The sequence below is a fragment of the Desulfovibrio fairfieldensis genome, assembly GCF_001553605.1.
In the GTDB taxonomy this organism is placed as follows: domain Bacteria; phylum Desulfobacterota; class Desulfovibrionia; order Desulfovibrionales; family Desulfovibrionaceae; genus Desulfovibrio; species Desulfovibrio fairfieldensis.
Map to the genome: position 1 here is coordinate 3542817 of NZ_CP014229.1, position 20011 is coordinate 3562827.

The 20011-nt window shown below is 62.5% G+C and carries 18 protein-coding genes; 16 read left to right on the forward strand and 2 right to left on the reverse strand.

Going from position 1 to position 20011, the window contains the following annotated elements:
• Window positions 1–122 precede the first annotated feature (122 nt).
• The 3 genes from AXF13_RS14995 to AXF13_RS15005 all read left to right on the forward strand — a co-directional run bounded on the left by AXF13_RS14995 (window position 123) and on the right by AXF13_RS15005 (window position 4037).
• A complete protein-coding gene (locus AXF13_RS14995; protein ID WP_062254438.1) occupies window positions 123–1670 on the forward strand; it encodes a carbon starvation CstA family protein in 1548 nt (515 codons plus the stop codon).
• A 121-nt stretch (window positions 1671–1791) separates the two neighbouring features.
• Window positions 1792–3456, forward strand: a complete 1665-nt coding sequence (locus AXF13_RS15000) for a hypothetical protein (RefSeq protein ID WP_062254440.1) — start codon at window positions 1792–1794, stop codon at window positions 3454–3456.
• A 2-nt stretch (window positions 3457–3458) separates the two neighbouring features.
• Window positions 3459–4037 carry a prenyltransferase gene (locus AXF13_RS15005; protein ID WP_062254442.1) on the forward strand — a complete coding sequence of 193 codons (579 nt, stop codon included), beginning with the start codon at window positions 3459–3461 and terminating at the stop codon, window positions 4035–4037.
• Here the strand turns inward: AXF13_RS15005 and AXF13_RS15010 are convergent.
• Entirely contained in the window at window positions 4030–4953 is a 924-nt protein-coding gene (locus AXF13_RS15010; RefSeq protein WP_062254443.1) for a UbiA prenyltransferase family protein, read from the reverse strand. The genes AXF13_RS15005 and AXF13_RS15010 overlap by 8 nt on opposite strands.
• A 258-nt stretch (window positions 4954–5211) precedes the next feature.
• Here AXF13_RS15010 and AXF13_RS15015 point away from each other — a divergent pair, with 258 nt between their 5' ends.
• A complete protein-coding gene (locus AXF13_RS15015; protein ID WP_062254445.1) occupies window positions 5212–6840 on the forward strand; it encodes a hypothetical protein in 1629 nt (542 codons plus the stop codon).
• A 46-nt stretch (window positions 6841–6886) separates the two neighbouring features.
• On the opposite strand, the gene AXF13_RS15020 is transcribed toward AXF13_RS15015, so the two are convergent.
• Entirely contained in the window at window positions 6887–7726 is an 840-nt protein-coding gene (locus tag AXF13_RS15020) for a sulfotransferase family 2 domain-containing protein (RefSeq protein WP_008682454.1), read from the reverse strand.
• Window positions 7727–8034: 308 nt separating this feature from the next.
• Here AXF13_RS15020 and AXF13_RS15025 point away from each other — a divergent pair, with 308 nt between their 5' ends.
• From AXF13_RS15025 to AXF13_RS15080, 12 genes are all read left to right on the forward strand, one after another.
• Window positions 8035–8826, forward strand: coding sequence for a type III pantothenate kinase (locus AXF13_RS15025; protein ID WP_062254446.1), 792 nt, complete (start codon window positions 8035–8037; stop codon window positions 8824–8826).
• Between the two features lie 71 nt (window positions 8827–8897).
• Window positions 8898–10199: a phosphopyruvate hydratase gene (gene eno / locus AXF13_RS15030; RefSeq protein WP_008682452.1), complete on the forward strand. Its 1302-nt coding sequence runs from the start codon at window positions 8898–8900 to the stop codon at window positions 10197–10199.
• Between the two features lie 215 nt (window positions 10200–10414).
• Entirely contained in the window at window positions 10415–10948 is a 534-nt protein-coding gene (locus tag AXF13_RS15035; RefSeq protein ID WP_062254447.1) for a DUF805 domain-containing protein, read from the forward strand.
• Window positions 10949–10962: 14 nt separating this feature from the next.
• Window positions 10963–11643 (forward strand): DUF805 domain-containing protein, encoded by a 681-nt coding sequence (locus AXF13_RS15040; RefSeq protein WP_223300018.1) that lies wholly within the window; start codon window positions 10963–10965, stop codon window positions 11641–11643.
• A gap of 21 nt (window positions 11644–11664) precedes the next feature.
• Window positions 11665–12522, forward strand: a complete 858-nt coding sequence (folD, locus tag AXF13_RS15045) for a bifunctional methylenetetrahydrofolate dehydrogenase/methenyltetrahydrofolate cyclohydrolase FolD (RefSeq protein ID WP_062254451.1) — start codon at window positions 11665–11667, stop codon at window positions 12520–12522.
• Window positions 12523–12892: 370 nt separating this feature from the next.
• Entirely contained in the window at window positions 12893–13366 is a 474-nt protein-coding gene (locus AXF13_RS15050) for a DUF805 domain-containing protein (protein WP_062254453.1), read from the forward strand.
• 22 nt (window positions 13367–13388) lie between these two features.
• The gene (locus tag AXF13_RS15055; protein ID WP_062254455.1) at window positions 13389–13838 is read left to right on the forward strand and encodes a DUF805 domain-containing protein; all 450 of its coding nucleotides are present in this window, start codon (window positions 13389–13391) and stop codon (window positions 13836–13838) included.
• Window positions 13839–13917: 79 nt separating this feature from the next.
• Window positions 13918–14997: an iron-containing alcohol dehydrogenase family protein gene (locus AXF13_RS15060; RefSeq protein WP_062254457.1), complete on the forward strand. Its 1080-nt coding sequence runs from the start codon at window positions 13918–13920 to the stop codon at window positions 14995–14997.
• A 257-nt stretch (window positions 14998–15254) separates the two neighbouring features.
• Entirely contained in the window at window positions 15255–16442 is a 1188-nt protein-coding gene (locus AXF13_RS15065; protein ID WP_062254458.1) for a DegT/DnrJ/EryC1/StrS family aminotransferase, read from the forward strand.
• 371 nt (window positions 16443–16813) lie between these two features.
• Window positions 16814–18487: a cytidine 5'-phosphate N-acetylneuraminic acid synthetase gene (locus AXF13_RS15070; RefSeq protein WP_062254952.1), complete on the forward strand. Its 1674-nt coding sequence runs from the start codon at window positions 16814–16816 to the stop codon at window positions 18485–18487.
• Window positions 18484–19053, forward strand: a complete 570-nt coding sequence (locus AXF13_RS15075) for a DUF4952 domain-containing protein (RefSeq protein WP_062254460.1) — start codon at window positions 18484–18486, stop codon at window positions 19051–19053. The genes AXF13_RS15070 and AXF13_RS15075 overlap by 4 nt, the downstream gene beginning before the upstream one ends.
• A 28-nt stretch (window positions 19054–19081) precedes the next feature.
• Window positions 19082–19780: a cytidylyltransferase domain-containing protein gene (locus AXF13_RS15080; protein WP_062254462.1), complete on the forward strand. Its 699-nt coding sequence runs from the start codon at window positions 19082–19084 to the stop codon at window positions 19778–19780.
• The last annotated feature ends 231 nt before the right edge of the window (window positions 19781–20011 follow it).

Genomic DNA, 20011 nt, shown 5'->3' on the forward strand with positions numbered 1-20011 from the left:
GTTCATCGTCGCCGGACAGGACCCACAGGGCCCAGGCCGCGTCTTGACCTTTATCACGGCCGGAACTATGCAGGTGGGCGTCAATTTATAGTGTTTTCAACATACTTCGCGGGACGGCCGGGATGGGGATGGTCTGCTTTCTTGCGGCGCTGGGCCTGCTGGTGCTGGGTTACGCGGTGTACGGCGTTTTTGTGGAAAAGGTTTTCGGCATTGACCGCACGCGGCCGACTCCGGTGCAGAGCAGGGCGGACGGCGTGGATTGCGTGGCCCTGCCCCCGTACAAGATTTTTTTCATCCAGTTGCTGAACATCGCGGGCCTGGGGCCGGTGTTCGGGCCCATTCTGGGCGCGGTGTACGGCCCCGCGGCCCTGCTCTGGGTGGTGTTCGGCTGCATTTTCGCGGGCGCGGTGCACGATTTCCTCACCGGGGCCATGAGCCTGCGTTACGGGGCGGCCTCCTATCCGGAGCTCATCGGGCGCAATCTGGGCAAATATGCCTGCTGGTTCATGCTGGTCTTCACCATCTGGTTCATGGTTCTGGTGGGCGCGGTTTTCGTCAACGGCCCGGCCGGGCTGCTGGCCTTCAAGACCGGCGAGCTGCTGCGCTCCTGGGAGGGCGGCGCGGCCGTGTTGCAGTGGCTTGAAGCCTGTCCGCTGGCCGTGTTCTGCGCCGGGGCGGACGGCACGGTTTCCGCGGGCAAGGTGCTGGCCCTGTTCTTTTCCGCCCTGATTTTCAGCTATTATTTCGTCGCCACTATCCTGCCCATCGACAAGATCATCGGCAGGATATACCCCTTTTTCGCCATCCTGCTGCTGTTCATGGCCTTCGGCCTGCTGGCCGCGCTGCTGCTCAATCCCCAGTACAGCATTCTGCCCAACCTGCGCCCGGCCGACTTTTTCACTAACCTGAACCCCAAGGGCGCGCCCCTTTGGCCTTTGCTCTTTGTGACCATCGCCTGCGGGGCCATCTCGGGCTTCCACGCCACCCAGTCGCCCATGATGGCCCGCTGCATGCGCTCGGAAGGGCAGGCCCGGCTGATGTTTTACGGGGTAATGATCGCCGAGGGCGTGCTGGCGCTGATCTGGGTGACCATCGGGCTTTCTTTTTACGACGGGGACCCGGCGGCCCTGATGGCGGCCGGAACTCCGGCGGTGGTGGTTTCCAAGGCTTCCGAAGGCCTGCTGGGCGGGCTGGTGGGGGGCACCCTGGTTTTTCTGGGCGTGGTCATCCTGCCCATTTCCACCGGCGACACGGCCTTCCGCACCGGGCGGCTCATCCTGGCCGACGTGCTCCGTTTTGAGCAGGGCTCGCTGGGGCGGCGCATCGTTTTGGCCGTGCCGCTCTTTCTGCTGGGCATTTACTTTGCCGTGGGCGACTTCACGGCCATCTGGATGGCCTTCGGCTGGACGAACCAGACCTTGGCCTGCGTGTCCCTCTGGGCGGCGGCGGTCTGGCTGCGCCGCCGCAAACGCCTGCACTGGGTGGCCACCGTGCCCGCGTTGTTCATGACCGCCGTGTGCGGCAGCTATCTCTTTTACTTTGATAAATTTCCCTTCCGCTGGCCCATGACGGCCTCGGTCTGCATGGGGCTGGCCGCATCCGGGCTCTGTTTCGCGCTCTTTCTCGCCAGGGGCGGCAGGATGCCGGAGGGTGACGAGGCGAAGTTCTGAGGCGGCAGTCGCGTGACCGGGGCCGTCAGGCGGCCTGCTTTTTCCGGGCGAGCTGTTGCTTTGCTTGCGCGCCGCGCGCCAGAGCATAATAATTCAACATAATACTCTCGGTACGTTTTTTATGCTTCAAACCTTTGCTCCCGCGTCCGCGCAAGGCGGCCCGGCACGCCGGTACCGGCTCTGGGATCTGCTCGCCCTGGCTCTGGCGGCCTGCTATGCCTGGGCCGCATTACAGGGCGTGCTGTCCATTTCCGTCGGCGGCGCGCAGTTGGACAGTGACCTGGCCACCTATGCCCAAGGCATGGCCGGGGCGGACCATCCCGAACTGTTTGTCTTGGATCCCGTGCTGCGCGCCGTCACGCCGGCCAACAGCATCTGGAATTTGGAACGCTTCACGGCGCGCCTGCTGACCCCCGGCAACGACTATGTGGTGGGACTGTTCCGGGCCGGAGCTCTGGCTATCTTCATTTTCTACGCGGGCTGGTACCTTCTGGGCCGCTGGCTGTTCGGAAGTCCGGGCCTGGCTTTTCTGCTGGCCCTGCTGGCCGGAGTCACTGTCTGGGTGGAGTGGGGCACTTTCTGGGGCATCGCGCAGTCGGACCCTGTGCCGCGCGTGTTTTTCGCCGCGCTCTGGCCCTTTCTGCTGCTGGGGGCCCTGGCCGCTCAGGAGCGCCCGCTCCTGAGGCCTCCGGCCATGCTGGCCGCAGGCCTGTGCATGTGGGTGCACGGCATAAGCGCCTTGAACACCGGGGCCATGTTCTTTCTGGCCTTTGCCCTGCACCGTCCCCAGGGGCAGAGCCTGGTCGCGCATCTGGTCAATTGTGTTTTCTGCCTGGTGTTGTATTTCATACCGGTATTGGCCTTTCTCTGGCCTTCACTGACCCAGACTCACGCCTTCAGTGCGGCTGACATGGCCGTTTTTCAGGAATTGTTCAACCTGCGCTGGCAGGAGGACTATGGTCGCCTGGGGGAACGGCTGGCCCATCTGGTAAGTTTTTCCAGCCCGATGCTGCCCCTGCTTTGCGGCGGCTTCGCGGCCTGGTTGATCGTCCGGCGGCGCGGAAGAATGCGGGCGCGCCGCCTTGCCGCCATGTGCCCGGCCTTTGTGCTGGCCCTTGTCCTGGTTGTGTTGTTTTCCTGGGCGGAATCCCGCCTTGCGCCGGAGTTCGGACGTCTGCCCCTGGGGCATGAGCTCGTGCGGGGTCTGCGTTTTCTGGTGCCTCTTTCCTGGCTGATGATTGTGGCCGCGTTAGCCTGCTTCCGGCCTCGCCTGTCCCGTGCCGGGCGTCTGCTGCTGGCGGGCGGCGTTACCTCGGCCGTGTTGTTGCTGAGCCAGGATCGCCAGTATATGGCCGCGCAGTATGCGGTATCGCAAGCGACCGGCCTGCCGCTGCCCTTGCTGGACGACGCGCGGGAAGCCATGCGCGGAGCCGCCGCCTACCGGGAGGCTCTGGACAGGCAGGCACGGCTGGTGCCGCCGGGTGTGCCGGTTTTCAGCGACAGCGACGCCATGGCCGTGCGTTATCTGGCTCAGCGCCCTCTGGTGCATTCCTTTAAGGACGGGTATATTTTTTTCTATAACAAAGACGTGCAGGGCTCCCGCACCTGGCTGCGCTACAACGCCCTGATGCAGCGGGGACCCACGGGCTACATCGACGCCTGGCTTGCCTCGGGCGTGCCCTGGCTGCTGAGCGGCCGTCCGCGGGACAAGGCCCTGCTGGAGCCATACGGCGATGTGCTCTGGGAAAACGGCGGCTGGCTCATCGCGCGGCGGCGTGGAGGATAGGCATGGAGCGGGATGGAAAAGATATCCCTTTGGTGACGGATCTGGACGGCACCCTGGTGGCCGGAGACACCCTGGTGGAGGGAGTTAAGGATCTGCTGGCTCGCAGGCCGTGGATGTGCTGCGTGCTGCCGTTCTGGGTAGCGCGCGGGCGGCGTTTTTTTAAAAAGCAGCTTGCCCCCTGGAGCGCGGCGGCCTGTCTGCGCATGCCTCTCAATGCCTCGGTGGCCGACCTGCTGGGGGAAGCCGCCCGCACGGGGCGCCGGGTCTGCCTGGCTACAGCCGCCTATGAGGAAGTGGCCGAGGCCATGCGCGTTCGATTGCCGCTTTTTAACGCTGTTTTCGCCACCACGTCGGCGGTGAATCTCAAAGGCGTGCACAAGGCGCGCTTTCTCAGCGAGATGTTCGGAAGGGGCGGGTTTGACTATTTCGGTGATTCCGCGGCGGATCTGCCTGTCTGGGCCGAAGCGCGCAAAGCCTATGTGGTCGGCGACGCGGCGCTGGCGGAAAGGGCGCGGTCCCTGAATCCCGAGGTCACGTGCATTGTCCCCCGCTGGACGCAAGAACCGTACGGCGTCAGTTGATGGGTTCCAGCAGGAATTGCAGGCTCTGCACGTTGATGAAGCAGGTTACGCAGAACAAGACCACCAGCAACGCGGTATACAGCATGAACTTTTTTTCATGAAACAGTTTTTCCGGCGTCTGCACCACGGAATCGGCGTTCATGCTGATGCTGAAATACCAGGAGAACAGCAGGGCCACCAGGGGAAAAAGAAAAATGAATTCAATCTTGTATTTAATGAGCGAAATACCCAGGAACAGCGCGGTGTTCATGGCGTAGAAAAAGGCTGAGACAAGCAGCTTCCGTTCCGTGTAACTGGCAAGGCTCTTGCGGTACCGGGCCATGACTTCCTTGGAGCGGATGCTGCGCAGTTCGGCGAAGCGTTTCAGGGCCATGAGAAAAGCGCCGCCGCACCAGTACGCCAGCAGAAAGCTGCTGGGCGGAAGATGATCGGGTATGCAGATGGCCCAGCCGAGAACCAGGCGCAAGGGATTGTTAATGGATTCCGAGATGACGTCGAGATAGGGCACGTCCTTGGTGCGGAGGGGCGGCACGTTATAGCAGATGCCCATAATCAGAAGAAAAAGCGCTGTGAATCCAAACAGTTTATTGATATAAAAACCCAGCCAGAGCCCGAGGCAGGCCAGCAGGGCGTATTCCAGCAGCACATAGCGCAGGCGCACCAGGCCTTGCGCCGCCGGGCGCAGATATTTGGTGGGATGTTGCCTGTCGTTGGGCGCATCCAGATATTCGTTGATGCAGTAGTTGGCCGAGGCGACGCAGCAGGTGCTGACCAGGCCGAGGATGAGATTTCCCGCCAGGTTGGCCGGAATGTCCCGCAGAAAAAGGAAAGCCAGGCAGAGACCCGGAAACATGAAAAACTGTTTGAACCAGTGATCCGGGCGCGCGATCTGAATATAGGGCCGCAACTTTTCCAAGGGGACCGCCTTTCAAAGCCCAGACTGCGCAGTCTGGAACGAGAAAAGCCCGCGGGCTTTTCTCGTTCCAGACTGCGCAGTCTGGAACGAGAAAAGCCCGCGGGCTTTTCTCGTGTTAATGTGTTGTGCTCCCGGCAGAATAATTTTTCTGACGGATCACTCACATGAATTATGTGACGGCGTATATCAGAAAAGCTCGCGCAGGAAAAGCCGCCGGACGGACGCGTCCGTTTGCGGGCCGCGCGCGAGGAGGTCGCCATGCGTGATTGTTGCCGCATCCGGGCGGTGGATATAGCGGCTCTGCTGCTGATTGCGGTCTACGCGCTGGCCGCCTTGGCGGGCGTGCTGGAGATTTCCGCCAACGGGACGGAGCTGGACAGCGACCTCGGCATGTATGCTTACATCACCGCCGGGGAGCGGCATCCCGAAAGTTTCAGCGCCGATCCTACGGCGGCCCTGCATTCCCATTCTTTTTGGAATGCGGCGCGTTATCTGGGCGCCCTGCTCACGCCGGGAAACGAGTATGCCGTAGGCCTGCTGCGGGCCGGGGCCCTGGCGGTCTTCGTTTTTTACGCGGGCTTTTATCTTCTGGGGCGCTGGCTGTTCGGCAGTCCCATTCTGGCCGCCGTTCTGAGCCTGGTCATGGGCGTAACCGTCTGGGTGGGCTGGGGAACATTCTGGGGCGTCACCCACAGCGACCCGGTGCCGCGCGTATTTTTCGCCGCGCTGTTTCCTTTTCTGCTCTGGGGCGGCATCGCGGCCCTGCGTCATGTACGGGCCAGGCCCCTGGTCATGCTGGCCGCCGGTTTGTGCGTCTGGGTGCATAATATCAGCGCGCTGGCCACGGGGGCCATGCTGTTCATGGCCTTTGCCCTGAACAGAGAGAAGCGGAGCTGGGCTGTTCATCTGGGCATCCTGGCAGTCTGCCTGTTATGTTTTTTCCTGCCCGTGCTGTTTTCTCTCCGTTCTCTTTTGGGGGGACAGGCCGTTGTTCTCAGCGCCGACAATCTGGCCGTGCTCAGATATTTGTTCGATCTGCGTCTGGGGGCGGATTATGGGAGGATGCTGGCGGATCTGGGCGGGTATCTGCTGGCCTGCAGCGTGCTGTTTCCGCTCTTTCCCGCCGCCTGCGCGGGCTGGTTGATCACCGTGTCCGCCGGATGGGGAGGCGGTGAGCGCGCACGCGATCTGGCGCGCATGTATCCCGGCATGCTGCTGGCTCTGGCTTTGGTGGCCCTGTTTTCCTGGGCCGAGTTTCAACTGGCCGCGCGGCTGGGCCGCTTGCCCCTGGGCCATGATTTGATCCGGGGCACGCGTTTTCTGGTGCCGTTGGCCTGGCTGATGGTCGTTTCCGGAGTGGCCTGCTTCTGGCCGCGCCTGCGCAAGATTTTTCGTTTTTCTCTGCTGGCCGGCATTGCCTTGGCGGTCCTGCTGCTGAATCAGGACCGCTGGCACATGGGCGCGCTCCACAGCCTGGCCCGGCATACGGGCCTCACCCTGCCGCTTCAGGACCGGGCGGAGGACCGGCTGCGGCACAATGCCGCCCGGCGTGAGGCGCTGGAAAAACTGAACGCGTTGACGCGTCCCGGCGACGTGGTCTTCAGCGACAACGGTGATCCCGCCATCCGTTACTTGGCTTTGCGCGGCCTTTTCCACAGTTTCAAGGACGGTCTGTATCCCTACTACGGCAAGGATGCGGACAGGGCCCGCGTCTGGCTGCGCTACAACGCCCTGATGCAGCGGGGACCCACAGGCTATATCGACGCCTGGCTGGCCTCGGGCGTGTCCTGGCTGTTGAGCGGCCGCCCGCAGGACAGGGCTCTGCTGGAGCCTTACGGCGATGTGCTCTGGGAAAACAAGGGCTGGCTTATTGTGCGTCGGCGCTGAGTGCGCGGCCCGCACGGCCATGCGGCATTGCCGCCGCTTGCGCCGGTCAGCCCTTGGGCTTGAGGATGGGGCCCGCGCGCTCGCCCACCAGGGTGTCTTCCAGCGTGGCGCACATTTTCTGATACTTGCCGTTCAGAAAGCGGAAACGGCGCAGCCGGGCCGTGAAGTCCGGGCCCGCCGCGGCCACGCGCCGCTCGAAGAGGGTGCGCGCAAAGGCGTAAAGCTCCAGGTCCGCATTGTTCAGGCGCGCGGCCAAAGCCCGGTCTTCGGCGCTGACGGCGTCGGCCAGGCCGGGGCGCAGCATGTTCCGGCGTTCGTGGAAGAGCTTTTGCAAGCCGATTTCGTCGGCCAGCAGCAGGAGGCTTTCGTCAAAGCGCTCCTGAATGCCCACAAAGCAGAAACTTTCTTCCAGATGCTTTTTAGCCAGGGCCAGCACCTCGTCCGGATTCCTGTCCGGCGCGAACACGCCCGCCAGACAGTGGGTGACGAAGTTTCTGCCCCGGAATTTCAGCAGGGGATCGTTGCTGGTGAGGTAGTCCCGGAAGCTGACGGCATTTTCGTTGAGATAGGCGTAGAGATGGTTTTCAGGCCAGGACTTCTGGAAGACGTATTCCGAAACAAGCCGGCTCAAGGGCTCGCGCAGCAGGGTGAACATGCGCAGGCGACGGCCGTAGAGGCTGGGCGGATCGAAACTTTCGGGCATCAGATGCCCCTCGATGAGGCGGATGCGCTCCAGCACGTCCGCCTCCAGCATACGGCAGCGCTCGTAATCCTCCTTGGCATAGACGCTCAGGACGGTTTCAGGCGCGAAATTATCGTGCAGAACGGCGTTCAGCGTGGTCCCGGCCGTGCGCGGCAGATGCAGGAAAAAGAGCGTTTCATCCATGGCGTGTTCCCCGGAGCGTATTTGTATACCTCGCCGGGGCCGTCCCGCAAGCGGGGCGGCCGTGCCGTGCTTGCCTCCGCCGCATGAATCCGGCATACTTACTCTTCCATAAAATATTTCGCATAGGAACGCGGCGGATTCCGACGGGGCCTGTTCGCGCTGACGCGGAGTAGTTTTGGAGGCGATGTTTTCAAAGCGCCATCCAGCCGGAGCCGTGACGCTTCGCGGTGCGCCGCGCACGCCGGGGCGGCACGTTTACTGTTTCAATGCTCTGAAACTGACTTTTCACGCCGACGCGGGGGTGTCCCATGCAGCCGGAACTTCTGCTCTTCGACATAGGCAACACGTCCATCAAGGTGGGGCTGGCCAACGAGCGGCACGTGCTGACTTCCTACACCCTGCCAGCCAACGCCGGGCACACCTCGGACAGCCTGGGCCTCACGCTTCTTTCCCTTTTGCGGCACGCGGACACGGATATGGCGAAGCTCAAGGCCTGCGTGGCCTCTTCCGTGGTGCCGGGTTTCGACCCGCTGCTGCGCGAGGCCGTGGCCCGCTATCTGGACCGGCCCCTGTACTGCGCGCCCGACGACTTGCCCATTCCCCTGGAAAACCGTTACGAACGGCCCTCCGAAGTGGGAGCGGACCGCCTGGTGGGGGCTTTCGCCGCCCGCAGGCTCTGCCCGGACGCGGCCTCCCTGCTGGTGGTGGACTTCGGCACAGCGGTGACTTTTGACTGCGTGAGCGGGCAGGCCTATCTGGGCGGCCTGATCTTTCCGGGCCCGGCCACGGCCCTGGCCGCGTTGTCGCGCGAAGCCGCCAAATTGCCCAGAGTCAATCTGGACATTCGCGCGCAAGAACCCGCGCCCGGCCGCGACACCACCACCAGCATCCAGCATGGTCTGGTCTTTGGCTTTGTCTGTATGGTGGAGGGCCTGACCCAGCGGCTCAAGCGGCAGATGCCCGGCCCGATCAAGGTGCTGGCCACAGGCGGCTTTGCCGCGTCCATCGCCAGGGTGAGCCCGGTCTTCGACCATGTTCTGCCCGCCCTGTTGCTGGATGGCCTGCGGCGTCTGTACTATGAGGAGCGGGATATTCTCTGAGGCCGCCGCGCATCGGCGCGCCCGGCCTTGTTCTGAACATAACCCCAACATGAGGGCATAAGGAGCGAATAATGAGCAGCATTGCCTCTGTTTTCGGCCGTGAGATCCTGGATTCGCGCGGCAATCCCACCGTGGAAGTGGAAGTGACCCTGGAATCGGGCATCAGCGCCCGCGCGGCCGTGCCGTCCGGCGCGTCCACCGGCAGCCGGGAGGCGCTGGAAATGCGCGACGGCGACAAGAAACGTTACGGCGGCAAGGGCGTGACCAAAGCCGTGGAGCATGTCAACGGCGAAATCGCCGACGCGCTTCTGGGCCTGGACGTGCTGCGCCAGGTGCAGATCGACAACAGCCTTATCGATCTGGACGGCACGGACAACAAATCCCGCCTGGGCGCCAACGCCATGCTGGGCGTGTCCATGGCTTGCGCGCGGGCCGCGGCCACCTTTCTGGGCCTGCCGCTCTACAAGTATCTCGGCGGCATCAACGCCAAGGTGCTGCCCGCGCCCATGATGAACATCATCAACGGCGGCGCGCACGCCCCCAACAACCTGGACATCCAGGAATTCATGATCATGCCCATCGGGGCCATGACCTTCCGCGATTCCCTGCGCATGGGCACGGAGATTTTCCATACCCTGCAGGCCATCCTGAAAGCGGACGGGCATGTGACCAGCGTGGGCGACGAGGGCGGCTTCGCGCCCAATCTCAAGAACCATGACGAGGCCTTTGCCTACATCATCAAGGCCATCGAAGAGGCGGGCTACAATCCCGGCGGCGAAGTGGCCCTGGCTATCGACGCGGCCGCCTCGGAATTCTACCAGGACGGCAAGTACGTGCTCAAGGGCGAGGGCAAGACCTTCAACAACGCCGAAATGGTCGAATGGCTGGCCGGGTTCACCCGCAAATACCCGCTGATCTCCATTGAGGACGGCATGGCCGAAGGCGACTGGGACGGCTGGGGCATGCTTACCGCCAGCTTGGGCGAGAGCATTCAGCTGGTGGGCGACGACATCTTCGTGACCAACCCGGCCATCCTGGCCGAGGGCATTTCCGAAGGCGTGGGCAACTCCATCCTGATCAAGCTGAACCAGATCGGCACAGTGACCGAAACCCTGGACACCATTGAAATGGCCAAGGAAGCGGCCTACACCACCGTCATTTCGCACCGCTCCGGCGAAACCGAAGACAGCTTTATTGCGGATCTGGCCGTGGGCGTCAACGCCGGGCAGATCAAGACCGGCTCGCTCTGCCGTTCCGAGCGCATGGCCAAGTATAACCAGTTGCTGCGCATTGAGGAGGAACTGGGCGACGAGGCCGAATTCTTCGGCCCCATGCTGGCCGAGTATTACGCGCTGGGCGACAGCGAGGACTAAAACGCTATGCCGAACGCAAGGCCCGCGCCCGTAAAGGACGCGGGCCTTGTTGCAGCGGAGTCTTTCAGAATGGAACATGCCGTAATATTCGCGGTAGCGAGATTCGGTATCCCGGTCTTTCAGTCTGCTTTCTATTGCTGTCGCGCGGAGGTGCCTGGAAATGACGGCATCGCTTGCACTTGACACTGTTTCAAAGCCGACCTGGGGAGAGCCGTATGGCGTTGAAAAGTTTTCCCATCAGATGGTGTTGTTTTCGCGGCCGGGCGTCACGCGCGGAATTTGTGTGGAATCTCTTTGCGTATGCCCTGATGCTGCCGCTGTCCTATGTGGTCATGGCGGTTCTGGGATCCATGCTGCCGCTACTGAGTCTAGCCGGTGGAGCGGCCATTCTAGCCGTGTGGCTGACGTGGGTGGGAGTGAGCGTGCGGCGTCTGAAGGATTGCGGTCGCAGCCTTTGGTGGGTAGCCGTGCCGCTGTTGCCTTCATTGTTGCAGACGGGTGAGGTGTTGCTGTTGCGGTACTGCCAGGATGACGCATGGGCCACCGAGCTGCTGGATCATCCCGCTTGGCATGTCCTGTGGGCAATTTCAGTGCTGGGCGCCCTGCTTTTTCTGCTTTATCTGCTGATCAAGAAAGGCACGCCCGGCCCCAATCGCTACGGGCCTGACCCTCTGATTTCGGCGGAAGCCTTGGCCGGAAAGCCTGCTATTTCCCATGGCCTTAGCCACCGGGAAGGCCTTGAGCAGTGAAATTCATTGCAGCCGTGAAAACCTGCCTGCGCAAGTACGCCTGTTTCCGGGGACGGGCCCCGCGCTCGGAATTCTGGTGGTTTTACATTTTTTACCTGCTGGCCTGCACGGTCTCGATTCTTGTCGTGATATGGCTTGCGAAGTCTTTCAGCTTCGGAAACGCCATGCTGTTGCTTACCAACGGCACGGCGTTTGTGTTATATTTGCCGTCGCTGGCCGTGCGAGTACGCCGCCTGCATGATTGCGGATACAGCGGCAACTGGCTGGCGCTGTATGCCTTGCTGGTTTATTGGGGGCGTTTCTCTGCCTTCGCGATTCTCATCGGTTTCTTGCTGATTCCGTTGCCTGGGGATCTGGGAAATCTGCCGCTGGTTATTTGCCTTCTTATGGTGGATGTCTGGTTTTTCATTTCCGACGATCCCTTTATGACGTGTATCTTCATAGTACAACTGCTCGGCGAGCTGGCCATGTTGCTTGTCTGTTTCAAAAAGGGCACGACCGGTCCCAACCGCTACGGGCCGGATTCGCTGGAGGGCGAGCCGGGACGGAGGGCCAGGGTGCTGGTCTTCAGGAAATCGGGCACTGACCGGCCCGAACCGGCCCGGCGCGTCAGGCGAGAAGGAGGGAGAAGACCCGCCCGGAGCTTGAGCGCGGCGCGCGGATGGCGTATACTGAATTTTTCTGATCAGTTTTGAACCCCAAGGCCGGAGAAGAGCATGCTTTTGATTGACGGCAAGGAAACGTCTCGCGTCATCCGCGAGGAACTCAGGGAAGAAGTGGCCGCCGCCTGCGGCAAAGGCCGCCGCGCGCCGGGTCTGGCAGTGATCCTCGTGGGCGAGGACCCCGCGTCGGAGGTCTATGTGCGCAACAAGGAGCGGGCCTGCGCCGAGGCGGGCATTATCTCCTTCCCCTATCATCTGCCCGCGTCCACCGGCCAGCACGAACTGCTGGCCCTGATCCATGAATGCAACCGCCGCGCGGATGTGGACGGCATTCTGCTGCAATTGCCCCTGCCGTGCGGCCTGGACGCCCAGGCTTGCCTGCTGGCTATTGATCCGGCCAAGGATGTGGACGGCTTCCATCCTGAAAATGTGGGCCGCCTTTCCCTGGGCTTGCCGGGTTTTGTCTCCTGCACGCCCGCGGGCGTCATGGAGCTGTTGCGGCGCTACGACCTCTCGCCCGCAGGCAAAAAGGCCGTGGTGGTGGGGCGCTCCGACATCGTGGGCAAGCCGCTGGCCATGCTCCTGGCCCGGCCCGGCGATTACGCCAATGCCACGGTGACCATCTGCCATTCGCGCACTCCGGATCTGGCGGCGGAATGCCGCAATGCGGACTTCCTTTTTCTGGCCATGGGGCGGCCCCGCTTCGTCACCGCCGATATGGTGCGCGAAGGCGTGGTCGTCATTGATGTGGGCATCAACCGCACGCCCGAAGGCCTTTGCGGCGACGCGGACTTCGCGGGCGTGAGCGCCAAGGCGCGCGCCATCACGCCGGTGCCCGGCGGCGTGGGGCCCATGACCATCGCCATGCTGCTCAAAAACACCGTGCAGTCCTGGCGCGGCCGCACGGCATAGAGCACTTCACTCTTGAAATGTTCTAACGCCGGACACGGTGAGGCGCGCCGCGAAGACCGACCCGACGGGCGGCCCGTAGGGCCGTGCCTGTAGCCCAAAGGGCGTACAGACATCGAGAGCAACGCGGCGTGGATTCCGGAAAAGCGACCGAAGGCAGCCCGAAGGGCTGTCCCCGTTGGCGACAACGGAGCCATACGGGGATCGACACAGCGCTAAACCGCGTTTTAGCATTGCCGCCGACATCCGTACGGCCCGAACCCGCCAGCGGCTGCCGCTTCCACAGTGCGCGGGCGGCGTTGGGTTTGAACTGTGTAACACTCCAAACGTAAAATACCGTGGTGCCGATCGGAAAACCGGGAAAGGGGAACATATGGAATTCGCGCCCGCTGTACGGCGTTGCCTGACCGAGAAGTATTGCAGCTTCAAGGGGCGGGCCTCGCGCTCGGAATTCTGGTGGTTCATGTTATTTATGTTCCTGGTCAATGTTGTTGTGAGCCTTGTCGCCGGCTTTCTTCCCTCAGCGGCGGGGAACGGCCTCAGCGTCCTGGTTTCGCTGGCTTTCATTTTGCCCAATATCGGGGTCACCGCGCGCCGCCTGCACGACCGCAACCTGTCGGGCTGGTGGCAGTTGGCGCCCATAGTCCCCACCATTCTGCTGCTGGCGATGATTTTCACGATGTCGATTACGGAGACCGCCCTGGTTCTCTTGTCTCTTCTGGCGGTGGCCGTGGCTATCTGGTTTCTCATAATGCTGATTCTGCCCGGCACGCTCGGGCCCAACCGCTTCGGCCCTGATCCGCTGAGGTCCGCGCCCCCGGACAGCGCGCCGGGCGACCCCCAATGAAAAACGGAGAAAGGGGAGAGATATGACCTTTGCCCAGGCCGTGCGCGTCTGTCTGAAAGACAAATACTGCAATTTCCGGGGCCGCGCGTCCCGTTCGGAATTCTGGTGGTTCATGCTGTGCATCGGCCTGATCAATCTGGCCGCCAATATCGTGCTTTCGCCCTTGCCGCCCAAGACGGCCATGGGGCTGAACTTTCTGGTTTCCCTGGCCCTGCTTCTGCCCAATTTCGGGGTGACGGTGCGCCGCCTGCACGATCGTAATCTGGCGGGCTGGTGGCTGCTGGTTCCCATCCTCAGCCTGTTGTTCTGGCTGCTGGGCCGGGGCGCGCCCGGCGGCAATGCCGGCCCGGTGTCGGCCCTGCTCTCCCTGTCCATGTGCATCTGCTATCTTGCCATCCTGTCGCTGCCGGGCACGGCCGGGCCCAACCGTTTCGGGCCCGATCCCCTGGCGGCGGAAACCGCGGGGGAATAGGCCGCCCCGCGGCCCTCTTGCCAGAACGGGCGCGTTGGCGTATGGCCCCGGAATCATCTGCCATAACGTGAGGACAACCATGTACCGCAATGCGAAAAATGTCGGCTACTATATGATAGGCAAGGGCGCGCTGGCCCAACTGGGCGATCTGCTGACCACCCGCCGCGAGGCGCAGGACGGACCGGCGGTCTTTTTCCTTGATCATTATTTTGAGGGCAAGGGCTTGGCGGATCGCCTGCCCGTGGAAAACCAGGATATGGTGCTCTACGTGGACACCACGGAAGAGCCCACCACCGACAGCGTGGACGGCTACACCGCCCGGGCCAAGGAATTTCTGGGCGGCAAAATGCCCTGCGCCCTGCTGGCCTTCGGCGGCGGCTCGACCCTGGACACCTGCAAATGCGTGGGCAATCTGCTGACCAATCCCGGCAAGGCCGAGGACTACCAGGGCTGGGAGCTGGTCAAACATCCCGCGCCCTACAAGATCGCCGTGCCCACGCTTTCCGGCACGGGTTCTGAAACCTCGCGCACGGGCATCATCTGCAATGAGGCCAAAAATCTCAAGCTGGGCATGAACAGCGACTATACCATGTTCGACCAGGTGCTTCTGGACCCGGACCTGACCGCCAGCGTGCCGCGCAACCAGTATTTTTACACCGGCATCGACACCTACATGCACTGCTTCGAAAGCCTTTCCGGCTCCTACCGCAACGTGGTGGTGGATTCCCTGGCGGAAAAGGCCATCGACATCTGCAAGCGGGTCTTCCTTTCCGACGACATGATGAGCGACGAAAACCGCGAGCTGATGATGATCGCCTCCTTCCTGGGCGGCATGGCCGCCGGTTTCGTGGGCGTGGTGCATCCTGTTTCGGCGGGTCTGAGCATGGTGCTGCACATGCCCCACGGTCTGGCCAACTGCCACGCCCTGTCCGTGCTGGAAGACATCTATCCCACGGAATACCGGGACTTCATGGCCATGATCGAGCGTCAGGGCATTGATCTGCCCAAGGGCATCTGCCAAGGGCTCAGCGACGCGCAGTACACGGCCCTGTACGAGGCCAGCATCGTGCATGAAAAACCCCTGATCAACCGCCTGGGCCCGGATTTTAAAAAGATTCTCACCAAAGATAATGTGATCGGGCGTTTCAAAAACATGTAGCGCGGCATTTGTCCCTTTTTGCCGCTGGCGGCGTTATCAATGCTGTCTTTATCCGTAAGGCGGCAACGCCGCCAACGGCTAAAGCAAACACGCTTTTTATTCCGGTCATGGACCAAAAGAGTCCACTCCCGTCATAAAAAGTTCGTTTGCGCCAAGGCATCATGGGCTGTAGGCGGCAGGCCGCAACAGCCCATAGTCCTTGCCAGCGGCAAAAAGATTTCAAATGCCGTTTTTAGCAACCTCCCATGGAGGGTGAGATGGACATCAAGGTCAATTTCAGCGGACGCGCCATCCGCTATACGGAAGAGGAAATCGCCGTGGTCGTGGAGGCCATGCGCAACGCCGATCCTCTGACCCAGGGACAGTACATGCGCGCGTTTGAAAGCAAGTTCGCGCGTTATCAGGGCGTGGCCGAAGGCTCCTGCTTCACCACCATGAACGGCTGCGCGGCCCTGGAAATGTCGGCCCAGCTCTGCCGTTTCAAGCCCGGCGACGAGCTGGTCATTCCCTCGCACACCTTCACGGCCTCAGCCTATCCCTATCTTAAAAAGGGCGCGCGCCTGGTCTGGGCCGATGTGGACCCGCACACCCGCGTGGTCACGGCCGAGAGCATCGAAAAAGTTCTGACCCCCAAAACCAGGGCCGTGGTGGTGGTCCATCTCTACGGCTATGTGGCGGACATGCCCTCCATAGCGGCCCTCTGCAAGGAGCGCGGCCTGATTCTCATCGAGGACGCGGCCCAGGCCATCGGCGCGGAAGTGGACGGCAAAAAGGCGGGCAGCTTCGGGGACATGGCCGTGTTCTCCTTCCACTCGCATAAAAACCTGACCACTCTGGGCGAGGGCGGCATGCTCTACGTGCGCGACCCGGCCCTGGCCGCCGTGGTGCCCGCCCTGCGCCACAATGGGCACTGCGCCTATGACTTCGAGCGCCCGGACTACTGGAAACCGGCCATGGGCAATGTGGACGTGCCCATGCTGGACGGCGACATGCTCATGCCCAACAACTATTGCCTGGGCGAAGTGGAATGCGCCCTGGGCGCGAAACTGCTGGACCGCATTGACGCCATCAACGACCGGAAGCGGGAGCGCGCCCTGCGCTTCATGGACGCTCTGGCCGATTTCCCGGAACTGGAATTCCATCGCGTGGACTCACGACGCCATAATTATCATCTGCTGGCCGCCCGCATGACCACCGGCCCGGAGATGCGCGACCGCTTCATGCGCGCCATGTCCGGGGAAAAGGGCGTCAAATGCGTGGTGCAGTATATTCCGCTGGACCGTTACGACTACTATAAGCGCCTGGGCTGCGGCACGGCAAATTGCCCCAATGCGGACGCCTTTTTCGACAGCATGATTTCCTTCCCCTTCCAGCACTGGTTGAGCGAAGAAGAGTTTGACTACATGCTGGCGGCCACGCGCGACGTGCTGACTTCCTTGCGCTGAAAAGCGTCTTTAGAGCAGATCAACTTTGAACTTTTACAAATTTCAACGTTGGCATTCCGGCGAAAAACGTGGTTATCGTTGCTGTCGATCCCCGTATGGCTCCGTTGCCGCCAACGTAGACAGCCCTTCGGGCTGCCTTCGGTCGCTTCGCCGGAATCCACGCCGCGTTGCTCTCGATGCCTGTACGCCCTTTGGGCTACAGGCACGGCCCTACGGGCCGCCCGTCGGGCCGGTCTTCGCGGCGCGCCTCACCCTGTTCGGCGTTAGAGCATTTCAACGTTGAAATGCTTTATCCTTGTGCCTTGCCGAGCCTCTTTCTTGCCAGGGAACAAAATCCATCTTTTCAGGTGGGGTCAGAGATAGTGGAAGCTGTGAAAGAACGCTGCATCGTCATCCCGGCCATCAAGAAAAACGCGGTCATCCCCGACCAGTTGGTCAAAAAGCTGGCCGGGGTCACGCTTATGGAGCGGGCCATTCACACGGCGCGCGCCGTGGCTCCGGGCGAGGACATTGTGGTGCTCACGGACAGCCAGGAAATCTCGCTGATCTGCGAGCGGACGGGCGTGGGCTTTCACTGGAACAAGGATCTGCGCTTCACCAGCCTGGATATTGTGGCCGAGATGCGCGACCTGCTGGGCGATCTGGCGCGCCGCTACGAGCATTGCATCATCCTGCGCGCCTCCTGCCCGCTGCTGACCTGGGTGGACGTGGAGGACGCCTGGAAGAAATATCTGGAAGCCGGGGCCGACAGCCTGGTCACGGTAAAAAGCGTGCGCCAGCGCATCTGGAATGTGCGCGGCGACAGCCTGGAAAGGCTGCTGGATTGCGCCACGGGCGAGGCGGGCGCCTGCGGCGAGGAGCAGTTTCTGGTGGAAAGCCGGGCCCTGATCATCTTGCGCCTGGCCCTGCTGCGGGAGACGCCGCAGGTCGTATCCGGACCGGGCCGCGCTCCCGAGCCCCGTCCAAACAAGGTGATCCCCTATTTCCTCAATGAGCGGGCCATTGAAATCCAGGGCTATCAGGACTGGTGGATCTGCGAACGCCTGCTGCGGCGACGGCATGTGGTTTTTGTGGTGGCGGGCTATCCGGCCATCGGCATGGGCCATGTCTTCCGCGCGCTCATGCTGGCCCATGAGATTACCAGCCACAAGATCACCTTTGTCTGCACGCGCGAGAGCGAGCTGGCCGTGGAAAGCATCGCCCGCAAGGACTATCGCATCGTGCGCCAGGGGCATGAGGATCTGGCCGACACGGTGCTGGCCCAGCGGCCCGACCTGGTGGTCAACGACTTTCTGAACACGGGCGCGGCCTATATGGAGCGCCTGCGCGCGGGCGGCGCGCGCTGCGTCAACTTCGAGGACGAGGGGCCGGGCGCGGCTCTGGCCAACCTGGTGGTCAACGCCCTGTATGAAAGCGGCCGGACTACGGAGCGCCTGCGTTGCGGGGCGGACTATTTCTGTCTGCGCGACGAATTTGTGGACGCACGGCGCAATCCCCTGCGGCCCGACGTGCGCACCGTGCTGCTCACCTTCGGCGGCACGGACCAGCGGGACTGCTCGCGCCGGATACTGGACATCATCGAACCCATCTGCCGGGCCTACGGCATTTCGGTTCGCCTGGTGGCCGGGCCGGGCTACGCCCACAAGGAAGCCATGGAGGCCCATCTGCGCAAGTTGGAAAACCCCTTGGTGGAATTCACCTGGGCCACCAACGTCATGAGCCGGATGATGGAAGGCGCGGACCTGGCCATCTGTTCGGCCGGGCGCACGGTCTATGAGCTGGCGCACATGCGCGTGCCCGGCATGGTTCTGGCCCATCACGAGCGCGAGGCCCGGCACACCTTTGCCCGCCCGCGCAACGGCTTCGCCTTTGTGGGCCTTATGGACCGCGTGGATGACGTCAAAATCCGCAACGTCTTTCTGGCCATGCTCAAGCAGGCCCGCCGGGCGCGCTTCTGGGAGCGCCAGAACCGCCTGGACTTCACGGCCAACAAGGCGCGGGTGGTGGGCCTGATGTTGGATCTTCTGGACCGGGACGAGGCGTGAGCGGGTATACGCGGGCATTGCCGCCCCAGCCGTCCGGATTGTCCCGGCTGCCTTGCCGGCAATGCCGGGTCGCGTTCGCCTTGTTGCTCTGCGCCCTGCTGGCGTTGGAGCTTCCGGTTCCGGCCGGGGCCGGGGAGGCCGTTGCGCCGCCTCTGCCGCCGGGCCCGGCCTGCGGCGATTTCCTGGCCATGGCCGGGAGAAAGCCGGACGTGTTGGAATTTCTGGGTTGCGAGCCGGGCCGTGACGCTCAGCTTCCCGTTCTGGCGGCCCGCTACCGGGTGCGCGGCGCGGATGCGGCTCTGGTGGAGGACGTCTTGAGGAGTGAAAGCGGCATGCGCCCGCTGGTTTTTGTCTGCTGTCGCTGGGAAATGCAAAAGAACGGCCAGGGGCGTTTCGGCTTTCGCCGGCCGGGCCTGTCCCGGACGTCGGCTCAAGCGGACGGCGGCTTGCTCGGCACATGCCGCGTGCGCATGGGCAGTGGGGATACGGAATACTATGAGCGCTCGGAGTGGCTGCTGATCCCCTGGTTTTACGTCACGGTGCTTCTGGATCTGGAAAGACCCTGAACCCGCCGTGAGAGATAAGGAAAACACCATGTCCCATAATGCCCGCCACGGCAAAAGCGTGGCCATTGTCCAGGCCCGGCTGGGCTCCAGCCGCCTGCCCCTGAAATCCCTGCTCTGCCTGCGCGATCTGCCCGTCATCGACTGGGTGACGCGACGCCTGGCCCAATCCCGGCGGCTGGACCGGATTATGGTCGCCGTGCCGGATACGGAACTGGACCGGGTGCTGCTGGAGCATCTGCAACGCCGGGGCGTGCCCTGCCTGGCCGGATCGGAAAACGACGTGCTGGCCCGTTTCTGTCTGGCCGCCAGGGAGGCGGAGGCGGATCTGGTGGTGCGCGTCTGCGCGGACAATCCCCTGATCTGGGGCGAGGCCGTGGACCGGCTGCTGGCGCATTATGAACGCACGGACTGCGACTACGCCTACAATCATATTCCGCGCAACAACCTCTGGCCCGACGGCCTGGGGGCCGAAGTTCTCTCCCGTGAACTGCTGGATGACCTGGACGCCAGGGCAAAGCAGCCCTCCCAGCGTGAGCACTGCCTGAACTACATTTGGGACAATGCCGCGCAATTCCGCATTTCCACCTTTGATCCGGAAGAGGGCTGGCTGCGCCGTCCGGACCTCAAGCTGGATATGGACCGGCCCGAGGACTTCCGGCGGCTGGCCCTGCTGCCCCTGTCGCCGGACATGGACGCCCGCGCCATTGTCAACGTCTTTTCAAACTGACTGGAATTACTCTGAGGAATTGCTGTGGAGTGAATCAGCGTTGAAAAGGTGATTCACTCCAGGGGCTGTTTCTAAATTGAGGAATTTTGGCTTTCCGGCAAGGGAAACGAGTTTTTTTGCGAAAGGAGTGTACTCTGATGGTGCTCGACTGGAGCAAAAAACGCAGTTTGCTTCAGCCGTTGGCGGCATGGCCGCTACGGATAAAGACAGCATCAATAACGCCGCCGGAAG

Excerpts from the sequence above, each read along its gene's own strand:
- AXF13_RS14995 (WP_062254438.1), top strand. The coding sequence starts at position 123 with ATGGGGATGGTCTGCTTTCTTGCGGCGCTGGGCCTGCTGGTGCTGGGT.
- AXF13_RS15000 (WP_062254440.1), top strand. The coding sequence starts at position 1,792 with ATGCTTCAAACCTTTGCTCCCGCGTCCGCGCAAGGCGGCCCGGCACGC.
- AXF13_RS15005 (WP_062254442.1), top strand. The coding sequence starts at position 3,459 with ATGGAGCGGGATGGAAAAGATATCCCTTTGGTGACGGATCTGGACGGC.
- AXF13_RS15015 (WP_062254445.1), top strand. The coding sequence starts at position 5,212 with ATGCGTGATTGTTGCCGCATCCGGGCGGTGGATATAGCGGCTCTGCTG.
- AXF13_RS15020 (WP_008682454.1), bottom strand. The coding sequence starts at position 7,726 with ATGGATGAAACGCTCTTTTTCCTGCATCTGCCGCGCACGGCCGGGACC.
- AXF13_RS15025 (WP_062254446.1), top strand. The coding sequence starts at position 8,035 with ATGCAGCCGGAACTTCTGCTCTTCGACATAGGCAACACGTCCATCAAG.
- eno (WP_008682452.1), top strand. The coding sequence starts at position 8,898 with ATGAGCAGCATTGCCTCTGTTTTCGGCCGTGAGATCCTGGATTCGCGC.
- AXF13_RS15035 (WP_062254447.1), top strand. The coding sequence starts at position 10,415 with ATGGCGTTGAAAAGTTTTCCCATCAGATGGTGTTGTTTTCGCGGCCGG.
- folD (WP_062254451.1), top strand. The coding sequence starts at position 11,665 with ATGCTTTTGATTGACGGCAAGGAAACGTCTCGCGTCATCCGCGAGGAA.
- AXF13_RS15050 (WP_062254453.1), top strand. The coding sequence starts at position 12,893 with ATGGAATTCGCGCCCGCTGTACGGCGTTGCCTGACCGAGAAGTATTGC.
- AXF13_RS15055 (WP_062254455.1), top strand. The coding sequence starts at position 13,389 with ATGACCTTTGCCCAGGCCGTGCGCGTCTGTCTGAAAGACAAATACTGC.
- AXF13_RS15060 (WP_062254457.1), top strand. The coding sequence starts at position 13,918 with ATGTACCGCAATGCGAAAAATGTCGGCTACTATATGATAGGCAAGGGC.
- AXF13_RS15065 (WP_062254458.1), top strand. The coding sequence starts at position 15,255 with ATGGACATCAAGGTCAATTTCAGCGGACGCGCCATCCGCTATACGGAA.
- AXF13_RS15080 (WP_062254462.1), top strand. The coding sequence starts at position 19,082 with ATGTCCCATAATGCCCGCCACGGCAAAAGCGTGGCCATTGTCCAGGCC.